The organism is Phocaeicola fibrisolvens, assembly GCF_025567125.1.
GTDB classification, from domain to species: domain Bacteria; phylum Bacteroidota; class Bacteroidia; order Bacteroidales; family Bacteroidaceae; genus Phocaeicola; species Phocaeicola fibrisolvens.
The window spans coordinates 178,963-191,713 of sequence record NZ_JAOQJI010000001.1; the positions used below are offsets into that span (position 1 = coordinate 178,963).

The following is a 12,751-nucleotide window of genomic DNA, read 5'->3' on the forward strand; positions in this document are numbered from 1 at the left end:
CATGAAAAAGAAAGGGCGTAAGGCATTTTGGCGGAATATTAAGTTTAAATATAAACTGACCATCATTAACGAAAATACCTTGGAAGAGGTAGTAGGCATTCATGTGTCGAAGTTGAACGGATTCTCTGTATTGCTTGCTACTTGTACGGTAATCTTTCTTTTGGCTGCCATTATTATTGTGTTTACTCCTTTGCGGAATTATCTTCCGGGCTACATGAACAGTGAAGTCCGTTCGCAGGTGGTGACGAATGCACTGAAGGCTGATTCACTGGCAGATGCCTTGGAAAGGCAAAATAGGTATATCATGAATATACAGGATATCTTCAGTGGAAAGGTAAATGTGGATACCGTGCAGTCGATAGACTCATTGACCTCCATCCGGACGGCAGAATTGATGGGCCGTTCAAAAGAAGAGGATGATTTCCGGCGGAAATATGAAGAACGGCAAAAGACCGAATTGGCTACTGGAACGGAGGAACATGAATTGTCGGGACTGTTGTTTTTCCGTCCTACAAAGGGGATTGTAGTCAAGGATTTCTCTCCGGCACACCAACATTATGGAGTAGATATGGCGGCTGCCATGGACGAAAGTATCGTGGCTGCTATGGATGGTACGGTGATGCTGGTGGTGCAGACGCCCGACAAGGGTTTCCTGATTCAGATTCAGCATGAACAGAATTTTATTTCCATTTATAAGCATTGCGGCACTCCGAGGAAGAAGGAAGGCGACCGTGTAAAAGGAGGAGAAGTTATCGCATTGGCCGGAACGGAGGACGAAGGCAGACATGTGTCGCATGTGCATTTTGAACTGTGGCACGAGGGAGCTCCGATTGATCCGGCAAAATATGTTGTATTTTAAAGTTATGAAAAAACAGATTGCCATATTAGGTTCTACCGGTTCCATCGGTACGCAGGCTCTTCAAGTGATTGGGGAGCATCCTGATTTGTATGAGGTATATGCGCTTACGGCCAACAACAAGGTGGAGTTGCTGGCTGAACAGGCACGTAAGTTTCACCCGGAGGTGGTGGTGATAGCAAATGAAGACAAATATAAAGCATTGAAGGAAGCATTGGCCGACGAGCCGGTGAAAGTATATGCCGGAGCCGAGGCGTTGTGTCAGGTGGTCGAGTCGCAGCCCATCGACATCGTATTGACAGCCATGGTGGGGTATGCCGGCCTGAAACCGACTATCAATGCCATTAAGGCTGGAAAAATCATTGCTTTAGCTAATAAGGAGACCTTGGTAGTGGCCGGTGAACTGATTACCGGACTGGCTCGGCAGTATAAGACACCGATTTTGCCGGTGGATTCTGAACATTCAGCCATTTTCCAGTGTTTGGAAATTAACAATCCCGTACACAAGGTGATTCTGACGGCTTCGGGAGGACCGTTCCGTACGTTTACCATGGAGCAGTTGCAGACGGTAACCAAAGAGCAGGCTCTGAAGCATCCCAACTGGTCGATGGGAGCGAAAATCACGATTGACTCTGCGTCGATGATGAACAAAGGCTTTGAGGTGATTGAGGCCAAATGGCTGTTTGGAGTAACTCCTGCGCAGATTGAGGTGGTGGTGCATCCGCAGTCGGTGATTCATTCCATGGTGGAATTTGAAGACGGGGCGGTGAAAGCCCAACTGGGCGTACCCGACATGCGTCTGCCTATCCAATATGCCTTCTCGTATCCGAAGCGGGAGCATCTTTCGGGCGAGCGGCTGGATTTTGCCAAATACAATACGTTGACTTTCGAGAAACCAGACACGCAGCGTTTCCGCAACTTGGCACTGGCTTACGAGGCTCTGCACCAGGGAGGAAACATGCCTTGTATCGTGAATGCGGCCAATGAGGTGGTGGTGGCTGCCTTTTTGAAAGACCAGATTTCATTTTTGGGAATGAGTGACGTGATTGAAAAAGCAATGAATCGCGTACCTTTTATCCAGACACCTACTTATGGTGATTATGTGGCTACCGATGCCGAAACACGGCGTATTGCCGCAGAATTGGTGATTAATGGGATGAAATAAAAATCTAAATTATATAATATAAAGTAAGAAGTTAAGTAGAAATGGAAACATTTTTGATTCGTGCCCTTCAGTTGATTCTCAGCTTGTCGTTGCTGGTGATTATTCATGAGGGGGGACATTTTTTCTTCGCCCGCCTGTTCAAGATTCGGGTGGAGAAGTTTTATATATTCTTTGACCCTTGGTTTTCGCTGTTCAAGTACAAACCGAAGAACAGTGACACGGAATATGGAGTGGGATGGTTGCCGTTAGGTGGGTATTGCAAGATTTCGGGAATGATTGACGAGTCGATGGATACCGAACAGATGAAACAGCCGGCCCAGCCGTGGGAGTTCCGTTCCAAACCGGCGTGGCAGCGTTTGCTGGTCATGATAGGAGGAGTCTTGATGAACTTCCTGCTGGCCTTGTTCATTTATTCCATGATTCTGTTTACGTGGGGAGATCGTTACACGGCTTTGAGTGACATGACCATGGGCATGAAATTCAGTGAGCATGCGAAGGAAATCGGCTTTCGTGACGGAGATATTTTGAAGAGTGCTGACGGCGAGGAACTGACTCGTTTCAATATGGACATGATTCGCAGCATTGTGGAGGCTCGTGAGGTTACCGTGTTGCGGAAAGGACAGGAAAAGAAAATTCTGTTGCCGGAACTGAGCTTGCTGGATGTGGCAAAAGAGGATCCTCCTTTTGTGGATGTATTTTATCCAAATGTGGTCGATTCGGTGCTGCCGGGCGGAGGATTTGCCAAGGCAGGTGTTCAAAAAGGAGATTCTTTGTTGGCATTCAATGGAAAGACGATGACTTCATGGAATGAGTTCCTGGACAATATGGCAGATTTGAAGGCGAAAGCCGAATTGGATAAAAAGACATCGGCTGAGTTTACGTTGGTATATTCACGTGCCGGCGTGCGGGATACAGTTAAAGTCTTGACTGACGATAAGTTTAAGGTAGCGGCCATGGGAGGTTTGGTAGATTACAAACAACGTACGTTGACTTATGGATTCTTTGAATCCTTCCCGGCAGGAGTTACTTTAGGAGTAAATACCTTGAAAGGCTATGTGAATGACATGAAATATGTATTCACGAAAGAGGGTGCCAAGAGTGTGGGAGGTTTTGCCACCATTGGAAGTATCTTCCCGAAGGTATGGGACTGGCAGCGTTTCTGGGAAATGACGGCCTTCTTGTCCATTATTCTGGCTTTTATGAACATTCTGCCGATACCGGCACTCGACGGTGGCCATGTCTTGTTCTTGCTGTACGAGATTATCGCCCGCCGGAAGCCGAGTGACAAATTCTTGGAATATGCACAGATGGTGGGAATGTTCCTGCTGTTCGGCTTGCTTATCTGGGCCAACTTCAACGATGTGTTGAGGTTCTTGTTTTAGCGAAAGTTTCAAATGAAATAAAGACACAAGGGCACGGAGAAAGGTTTCTCTGTTCTTTGTGTCTTTTTTGTGTAATCCATCTAATAGAATAAAAGGAATGAGGAAGAAAATCCTATTGGCTGCTATTTTGTGTGGCGGCTTTTGCCTGACGGCAGTTTCTGGCGGGGGAGCGGAAGAGCGTCTGCCCGGTTATCTCCAGGCAGAAAAGTTTACCAAGAGTAAACTCGACAAGATGTTGTTTTCCACCATGGTCGACCCGCACTGGTTCCAGCAGGGAACGAATTTTTGGTTTGAGTATAAGACCAGCGAAGGGAAGTTCTGGTATGTAGTCAATCCCACTGCCAAACGCAAGGACTTGTTGTTCGACCGGGACCGTCTGGCTTCGCAGTTGACGGAGATTGTGCAGGATCCCTTCGAGGCACATCAGTTGCCCATTGCCGATTTGAAGGCGGGAGAAGACGGACATACCTTTACGTTCAAGGTGGTGTCAAAAGCCGACTCTACGTTCTATTTCTCGTACGACTATCCCACTCAGAAGCTGACATACCTGAAGGACAAGGAGAAAGAACCGGAGGAGGTGAACTGGGCTTCCGTATCGCCAGACGGACAGCGGGTGATTTATGCCAAAGATTGCGATTTGTATTACATGAGCATTGCCGATTACCGGAAGGCCCGGAAGAACGAGAAGGACAGCACCATCGTGGAGGTGCGCCTGACGAGTGACGGAACACCGGATTTCGGGTATGGCATTCCTTACAGCACGCTGAACACGGATACTTTGTGTAATGGCAAACGCCGGGGTGCGTGGGGATACTGGTCGCCCGACTCCAAGTATTTTGCAACCATCATTGCAGACCAGCGGAATGTGAAACCGCTGTGGGTCATCAATTCCATTGCAGAACCGCGTCCTACCTTGGAGACCTATAAGTATGAGATGCCGGGAGAGACCGGTATGCCGGAATATCATCTGTATTTGTTCGATGTGCAGGCGGGTACGCGGAAAGAAATCCGTACGGCAGCCTGGAAAAATCAGTCGATTGATTTGGAAGGAAAGCCGCTGGAACAGAAGCAGCGCGACAAGGAACTGATACCGCGTATCTGGCAGGGCGATAACCAACGTTTCTTCCTGACCCGCAGCAGCCGTGACTTGCATCGCATTGATGTATGTACCTATACTTTGGGCGAAGATTCCATTGTGCCGGTGGTAAAGGAACGGATGAATACTTATCAGGAAACTCGTCCTATTCATGTGCTGAATGGAGGAAAAGAGTTTATTCAGTGGAGTGAACGTGACGGTTGGGCACATCTTTATTTATACGATGACAAAGGAAACCTGAAGAACCGCATCACGGAAGGCCCTTGGCACGTAGAACGTGTGGTGAAGGTGGACGAGGCTACTCGTACCGTATATTTTGTAGCCAACGGACGTGAGAAAGGCGAGAATCCGTATTACGAGCATTTCTACAAGGTGAATGTGAACGGCAGTGGATTGAAACAGCTGACACACGGGGAGTTCTTCCACGATGTGGAGATGGACGATGAAGCCCGTTTCTTCGTGGATAATTATTCGCGTGCCAACACCATCCCTTGTGCGGACCTGCTGGACCGTAACGGCAACAAGGTGATGACGATACAGGAAAGCGATTTTTCTTCTTTGAAAGCAGCTGGTTACCAGTTCCCGGAGCCGTTTAAAGTAAAAGCAGCCGATGGAGTGACCGATTTGTACGGTATAATGTACAAGCCGTTTGATTTCGATTCTACCAAGGTTTACCCGATTATTGACTATGTCTATCCGGGTCCGCAGGTAGAAGCCGTGGATTATCCGTTCCGACGGATGAGTGTGCGTACCGACCGCTTGGCACAGGCCGGATTTATCGTGATTACCGTCGGACAGCGTGGCGGTCATCCTAGTCGTTCCAAGTGGTATCACAACTATGGTTACGGCAATATGCGTGATTATCCGTTGGCCGACCATAAGGCGGCTGTGGAGCAGCTGGCAGCGCGTTATCCTTTTATCGATATCACACGGGTAGGTATCCACGGACATTCCGGAGGCGGATTCATGTCGACTGCGGCCATCTGTCAGTATCCGGATTTCTACAAGGCTGCCGTATCATGTGCAGGTAATCATGACAACCGTATCTACAACCGCTGGTGGAGTGAGACCCATCATGGCGTGAAGGAAGAAATCTCTGAGAAGGGAGATACGACGTTTGCCTATAAGATTGCTACCAATCCAGAGATTGTGAAACAGTTGAAGGGCCACCTGATGCTGGTACACGGCGATATCGACAACAATGTGCATCCGGGAAATACCATTCGTGTGGTCAATGCCCTGATTCGGGCCAACAAACGTTTTGACATGCTGATTCTGCCGGGCCAGCGCCACGGTTTCGGCGACATGGATGAATATTTCTACTGGCGCATGGTGGATTTCTTCTCGAAATACCTGAAAGGAAAGCAGGAGGATTCGGTGGATATTCCCCAGCGATAACTCTTCATTATGTGAGATAACTTTATACAGCGGGAGGGCTTTGGGAGTCATTCCGCTGTTTTTTTTGTGGATACTTTCCTATTTGTGTGAATGGAATAAAGAATAAGGCTTTCTTTTTGTTCAGGCTTGCTAAATTTTATGCTTAATCAGCGAACCCCTCAGGTTTCTACGTTGAATCATGAAAACCGGGGATGTAGGGAGAAACATTGTTTTGCGAGGATGGATGGTGAGTGTTTGTCCTTCCAATAGTTGACGTATGGATACAAAAAAAGCGAGAGCTCATCGAACCTCCGCTGCCTTCCTAAAGAACCCCCATTTAAGGGTTCTTTTCATCTTCTTAATTTTTGTGTCTTTGTTATCCTTTCTACCTTTTCTTTTTACCAGAAGATATTCCAATACCTTCTCAAACCTAATTCCTGAAAACTTTTACCTTTAAAATCTAATACCTGTACTTAAAAATAATCTAATACCTTAATAGTCTAGCTAATACCTTAAATAAATTGCTTTTTACCTTTTTAGTCTCTCTAATACCTTATATATTTCTTTTTTCTTTTTACCTATCGGTTTCACAACCACACTGCAAAGGTAAATCTTTTTTTATTGACTGCAAGAAGTAGTACATTCTTTTTTTAATAAATAGTTGTTTTCATGATATAAATCAAGAAAAGGCATATTTTGCCATTTGTGTGCGGAAACGGAATCCCGTGTGCGAGAACGGTGATTTTTGTGCACGGTAACGAATGAGAAATAGGAAGAAAGTGATAAAATGAATGCCACATTTTTAGTTGCGAATTTATGAACTAAAAATGCGGCATGTGTCAAAAATGTGGGTAAGTCTTTATTTGAGTTTAAGAATCCGCTGGTTGCTGCTTCCACAAAAGTCGAGAAAAGGAGAATAGAGCGACTCGATGAAAGGACCGTCCACCAGCACATGGATGTAGGGGAGGAGTTCTTTGCGTTCCGGGTCCTGAAGGAGCTGTTCGTAGGTGTAGCCCGTATAGCACCAGATGTGCATTCCTGTGCGCTGGCTGATGGCTTTCAGTACCGGGAGAAACTCTTTCGGGTTGTAGAAAGGGTCTCCTCCCGAGAAAGTCACTCCGTCGAGCAACGGATTGGCATTGATTTCCTGAATCATCTGCTCCAGTACTTCCGGTGTGAGTGGTTTCCCGGCCCGAGGGTTCCAGGATTCCGGGTTGTGACAGCCCTTGCAACGGTGGCTGCATCCGGCCAGGTAGATGGAATACCGGATGCCCTCTCCGTCGACAATGGTTTCTGGATATGTATATAAATAATGTAACATCACTCGTAAAAAGGGTTATGCATGCTTTACACGGTCACGCTCTTCCGCCCGCTTGGCCGAGTTCCAACTGTTGAGGTCGCCTGTCAGGTAACCTGTGATGCGGCGCATGCGCAGGATGTTCTCCCCGTTACATACCGGGCAGCGGCTGTAGATAACTCCCTTGTAACCGCAGTCGTGGCAGGTGTCTACTGGATGGTTGATGGAGCCGTAGCCAATCTGTTCGTCGTGCATCACCTTGACAATCTTGGCGATGGCCTTCACGTTCTTCTGCGCTTCTCCATCCAGTTCCACGTAGGTGATGTGGCCGCCTCTGGTCAGGGCATGGAAAGGAGCTTCCCGCTTGATTTTCTCTACAATCGTAATCGGCTCCTTCACGTCCACATGGAACGAATTGACATAGTAGTCGCGGTCGTTCACTCCTTCGATGAGGCCGTATTTTCGTTTGTCCATCCGGGTGAAACGGCCGGAAAGTCCTTCTGCCGGGGTAGCCAGCACGGAATAGTTCAAACCGTATTTCTGCTTATAAGCCTCCGCTACTTTGTTCATTTCTTCTACGGCTGCATAGAGCGTTTCCCAGGCTTTCGGATTATGCCCGTGTCCCTGTCCGTAGAGTGCCACCATGGCGTTGTGCCCTCCGATGAAGCCGATGCCCAAGGTACCCTGGTTCAGCACGTCGCCCACCTCCTCATTCGGATGACGCTGTGCACCGCCTTTCCATACGTTGTTGCCCATCATGAACGGGAACTGCCGGGCGAGGGCCGTACGCTGGTATTGGTAGCGGGTGTATAATTGCTCGGCAATGAATTCCGCCATGGAGTGAACCGACTGGAGGAAGAATTCCTTGGCTTTTTCTAGACGATTTTCTGGAGTTTCGTCCACAAAAGCTTCCGCTTTGCGATGCGCTTCGATGGCCAGTCGCGGCAGGTTCATGGTCGTGAAAGAAAGATTGCCTCGTCCCAGTGAGGTCTTTTCTCCGTGCAGGTTCTCGAACACACGGGTACGGCATCCCATGGTCGCCAGCTCGTAGCGGTAGCGTTTCGGGTCGTCGGCCCGCCATTTCTCGTGCGTGTTGAAAGGGGTGTCCAGGAACATGAAGTTCGGGAACAACGCCTTGGCCGTGGTGCGGCAAGCCTGCAGGAAGAGGTCGAAGTTCGGACATTCGAAAGTCACCTTTCCTTCAAGGGCCGCTTCAAAGTCCTGCATGGCCAGCTGGTAGTCGGCATCGGAATAAGTCACCCCGTTTTTGACCTTGAAAATCTGAATCGGGAACACCGGTACCTCTCCGTGGTTGCCCAAGCCTTCGATGGTGGCTTTCAACAGTTCCTGAATGACCATTCTTCCCTCAGCCGAGGTGTCGGTACCGTAATTGATGGAACTGAAAACCACCTGGTTTCCTCCGCGGGAATGCATAGTGTTCAGGTTGTGGATGAAACCTTCCATGGCTTGGTGCGTGTCTTTGCGGGTCTGTGTCAGCGTCTTGCGCAACGCGTAGTCCAGTTCTTCCTGTGTCAGCGTAAGGCCTTGGTTTGCCAGAAAGCTGAGGTAAGTAGTACGTGTTTCTTCTCCGGCTTCGATGCCCTGGAAATGCGTACGTATGCCTTTGAGGATTTCTTTTTCGTCGGTTTCTATTCCCTTGAGGTCGAACAACAAGCTGAGGAGTGTGGCCAGGATTTTCTGGAAACTCTTCAGTACCCCTTTGGCCATGAAGAAGTCGAAGGCCGGAATAGCCTGTCCTCCATGCTGTTCGTTCTGGTTGGTCTGGAAGATGATGGTGGACAGGGTAGCATAGCTCTGGATGGACTGCGGCGTACGGATGCTGCCGTTTTTGGTATGGAAACCCCGTTCGAATAGGTCGTCCAGGTCGTACTGGATACAAGTCGTCGTTTTAGTGGGGTAATAATCTAGGTCGTGAATGTGGATGTCGCCCAGCTGGTGTGCCTCGGCATACTGCTTGGGTAGCAAATATTTGTAGGTGTAATCCTTGGTGATTTCAGAAGCGAACGTCATCATCTGTCCGGCCGGCGTATGACTCGACATGTTGGCGTTGCTCAGGTTCACATCGTTCTTGTCGATGGCCACGATGCCGTCCATGATGTGCTTGATACGCGTCTTACGCTCCCGTTCAGTGTTACGCCACTGGCGGTAGATAATGTATTTCTTGGCCACCTCCGGCTGTACCTTCATCAGTTCGTTTTCCACGAGGTCCTGGATATCTTCCACCCCGATGGTCTGTTGGGTGAAATGCGACACTACCTGCCGGGTGATACCTTCTATTTCCTCCTCCTGGAAGTCGATGCCGGTTGCCTTGAACGCTTTACCGATGGCATTGGTGATTTTGGCGGCCGAAAAGTTCTCCTGCTTTCCGTCGCGCTTGATGATACGGATTTCTGTCAGATTCATTTTTCTGTAAATTAAAGAGTGAGACATAAATTTAGGCTTTCCCGGGCAGGTCTTCTGACTGATCTCTCGCCGTAGACGCCTTCCCATGAGTGGGCTCACAGTGGCTTGCAGAGCGTGTCACGGTTTCCACAAGAATCACAGCAGCAGGTACTGTCGCCGATTTGCACGGCATTCCCTTTTGAAACGGTTAAGTTACCTTCGGAAAAGTGAGACAAAGATAGACGTTTGGGAGGAAAATAAAAAATGAGAATTTAGATGAGTCTCTAAATTTGGAGAACTTTTCCAGCGTAAATTAGGTCTACAGCATACTGTGGATGTGTATTTTGGTAAACTGTAATTTATACAGGTTTTTGAATATTGGAAACTTCCGGATTATTCCTTAGTTTAAGAGAGGAAGGAAATAGGAGAAGAAAAAGTCTCTCACAACCTCCGGCAGCAGCCAGCATACGGGGGTTGTGAGAGATGGGCAGATTATTTCTTTTCAGGCAGGTTGACCGGTTTCAGGCCCATCTGCTCCGCTTTCTTCAGCATAAAGTCGAAGGCCGCATCGTGTTCGTTCGGAATCACCCCGTCGAGAATGGCGTCCTTGATGGAACTTTTCAGGCTGCCGATTTCACGGCAAGGCTGGAGGTTGAACACGTGCATGATTTCAGCCCCGTCTACCGGCGGCTGGAAGTTCCGGATACGGTCTTTCTCTTCCAAATCCTTCAGTTTCTGGCGCACCAGCTTGAAATTGTCCAGGAAGCGCTGTTTGCGGGCTTCGTTCTTCGAGGTGATGTCGGCCTCGCAGAGCATCATCAGGTCGTCGATGTCGTCGCCGGCCTCAAACAGCAGACGGCGGACCGCTGAATCGGTCACTTCCTCGTCGGCAATGACGATGGGGCGCATGTGCAGTCCCACGAGCTTCTGCACGTATTTCATCTTTTCGTTCATCGGGAGTTTCATTTTGCGGAAAATTTCCGGAATCATCTTTTCCCCGATGAAATTATGATTGTGGAAAGTCCATCCCGCCTTGGGTTCCCAGCGTTTCGTTCTCGGTTTGCCGATGTCGTGGAGCAGGGTCGCCCAGCGCAGCCACAGGTCATTGGTCACTTTGGAGATGTTGTCCACCACTTCCAGGGTATGGTAGAAATTATCCTTGTGCCCGCGTCCGTTGCGTACTTCCACTCCTTGCAGAGCCACCAGTTCCGGGAAAATCAGTTCCAGCAGTCCGCAGCGGTCCAGGTCGATAAACCCTTTCGACGGAACCGGCGACAAGAGTATCTTGTTTAGTTCGTCGGCGATGCGTTCGCGGGAGATTATCTTGATGCGGTCCTTGTTGCGTTCCAGTGCCGCAAAGGTCTCGTCGTCGATGTAGAAATTCAGCTGTGTGGCAAAGCGGATGCAGCGCATCATGCGCAGCGGGTCGTCGCTGAAGGTGATGTCCGGGTCGAGCGGTGTACGGATGGTCCGTTCCTTCAGGTCATCCAGTCCTCCGAACGGGTCCACCAGCTCTCCGTAGCGGTCCTTGTTCAGACAGACCGCCATGGCATTGATGGTAAAGTCCCTCCGGTTCTGGTCATCTTCCAGCGTACCGTCTTCCACCACGGGTTTGCGGCTGTCGTGGCTGTACGATTCTTTCCGTGCCCCCACGAACTCCACTTCCGTGTCCTTGAATTTGACTTGTGCCGTACCAAAATTCTTGAATACGGATATATGAGCACCTCGTCCCAGCTTCTTCCCGAAAGCCTGTGCGATTTCAATTCCGCTTCCCACTACCACTACGTCGATGTCTTTGGAAGGCCGGTGCAGGAAGATGTCTCTCACGTATCCTCCCACCACATAACATTCCAGTCCCAGCTCATCGGCTGTTTCCGAGATCAGTTTGAAAATTCGGTCGGTGAAGTGTTCTTTTAATTCCATTCGATGTATCTTTTTCAATTTGCCTGCAAAGGTACAAAAAATCCTGTGAAATTCTGCACCGGCCTTTATTGTGGCGTGTGGAGGTAGAAGGAAAAACGTCAGGGCGTTTAGGTGAAGACCTTTCTGTAATTTGTAGGGTTTCCGTATGCAAGCCGTATGTTTCCCGTTGCAGAACCGTACGTTTCGCTGTCGGGAAACGTACGGTTTCGGAAAGGAAGACCTTGAAAATGCGGTGAAAAAAGAAAAAATGTGCGGAAGAGTTCCGGAAAATAGTTGTATTTTTGCCGCTATAGAATCATGTATAAACGTATGAAAAAGATAGGATTATTGATTTTTCCCATGGCGGTGGCACTGTGTGGATGCCAGAGTGACGAAAAGCGTGCCGGCGAATTGTTCCAGCGTGCAGAGACGGCATACGCTGCCGGTGAGTATAGTTTGGCCAAGTTGCAGATTGACAGCATCCGGAACCTGTATCCCAAGGCTTTTGAGGTGCGGAAAGCCGGCATCAAGCTGATGCAGCAGATTGACCTTGCCGAGCAGACCAAGACCCTGACTTATTTGGACAGCATGATGACAGTGAAGCAGGCTGCCCTCGATTCTATTAAAGGGAAGTTCGTGTTGGAAAAAGATACCGCCTACCAGGAAGTAGGCAATTATTTCTATCCCACGCAGGTGGTCGAGAAAAACATCGGTCGGTCGTTCCTACGTGCACAGGTGAGCGAGCAGGGCGAGATGTCGCTGACCTCTATTTATTGCGCCGGGGGAAGTATTCATCATACGGCAGTGAAGGTGAGTGTGGACGATACGTTTGCCGAGACTCCGCAGTCGGTCGACAGCTATGAGACTACCGATTTGGGTCGTCCGGTGGAAAAGGCCGACTACAAGTTGGGGCAGGATGGGGGCGTTATTGCATTCTTGGTGGCCAACCGTGACAAGAAGAACATCCGTCTGGAATTTATCGGCGACCGCAACTACAAGACCGTGATGCGTCCGGACGATGTGAAGGCCGTGGCCGAGTTGAGCGAGCTGGCCCGTGTGCTTTCTGCGATGGAGGAAATCAAGAAAGAGCAGAAGGAAGCCAACCTGAAAATCAAGTTTGTAAAGCGGAAAATGGAAGAGACTCCGGAAGAATAACGTTTTCGGAAAAATAAGGGATGAGGGTGTGTCAAAATGCATACCCTCTTTTTTTATGACAACGCCCCGACTTTCCCAAGCCGAGGCATTGTTATTACCTAAAGATTTTGTATCTTTA

General features: G+C 48.9%; 8 protein-coding genes and 1 riboswitch. Of the genes, 5 read left to right on the forward strand and 3 right to left on the reverse strand.

What is annotated here, in order from left to right:
- The first annotated feature begins 1 nt into the window (after position 1).
- The 4 genes from OCV81_RS00665 to OCV81_RS00680 all read left to right on the forward strand — a co-directional run bounded on the left by OCV81_RS00665 (position 2) and on the right by OCV81_RS00680 (position 5,897).
- Complete coding sequence (locus OCV81_RS00665; RefSeq protein WP_148327734.1) at positions 2–859, forward strand: M23 family metallopeptidase; 858 nt, start codon at positions 2–4, stop codon at positions 857–859.
- Positions 860–863: 4 nt separating this feature from the next.
- Positions 864–2,021: a 1-deoxy-D-xylulose-5-phosphate reductoisomerase gene (locus tag OCV81_RS00670; protein ID WP_022353923.1), complete on the forward strand. Its 1,158-nt coding sequence runs from the start codon at positions 864–866 to the stop codon at positions 2,019–2,021.
- A gap of 41 nt (positions 2,022–2,062) precedes the next feature.
- Positions 2,063–3,403, forward strand: coding sequence for an RIP metalloprotease RseP (gene rseP, locus OCV81_RS00675; RefSeq protein WP_148327735.1), 1,341 nt, complete (start codon positions 2,063–2,065; stop codon positions 3,401–3,403).
- A 97-nt stretch (positions 3,404–3,500) separates the two neighbouring features.
- The gene (locus OCV81_RS00680; protein WP_148327736.1) at positions 3,501–5,897 is read left to right on the forward strand and encodes a S9 family peptidase; all 2,397 of its coding nucleotides are present in this window, start codon (positions 3,501–3,503) and stop codon (positions 5,895–5,897) included.
- 838 nt (positions 5,898–6,735) lie between these two features.
- Here the strand turns inward: OCV81_RS00680 and nrdG are convergent.
- The 3 genes from nrdG to OCV81_RS00695 form a co-directional block, all read right to left on the reverse strand.
- On the reverse strand, positions 6,736–7,197 hold the full coding sequence (nrdG, locus tag OCV81_RS00685; protein WP_148327737.1) for an anaerobic ribonucleoside-triphosphate reductase activating protein: 462 nt from the start codon (positions 7,195–7,197) through the stop codon (positions 6,736–6,738).
- A 15-nt stretch (positions 7,198–7,212) separates the two neighbouring features.
- Positions 7,213–9,624, reverse strand: coding sequence for an anaerobic ribonucleoside triphosphate reductase (locus OCV81_RS00690; RefSeq protein WP_394802504.1), 2,412 nt, complete (start codon positions 9,622–9,624; stop codon positions 7,213–7,215).
- Positions 9,625–9,626: 2 nt separating this feature from the next.
- Positions 9,627–9,812: riboswitch (cobalamin riboswitch) on the reverse strand.
- A gap of 256 nt (positions 9,813–10,068) precedes the next feature.
- Entirely contained in the window at positions 10,069–11,499 is a 1,431-nt protein-coding gene (locus tag OCV81_RS00695) for a CCA tRNA nucleotidyltransferase (RefSeq protein WP_148327739.1), read from the reverse strand.
- Between the two features lie 309 nt (positions 11,500–11,808).
- Between OCV81_RS00695 and OCV81_RS00700 the strand changes: the two genes are divergently transcribed.
- Positions 11,809–12,633, forward strand: a complete 825-nt coding sequence (locus OCV81_RS00700) for an outer membrane protein assembly factor BamD (protein ID WP_148327740.1) — start codon at positions 11,809–11,811, stop codon at positions 12,631–12,633.
- Positions 12,634–12,751: the final 118 nt, after the last annotated feature.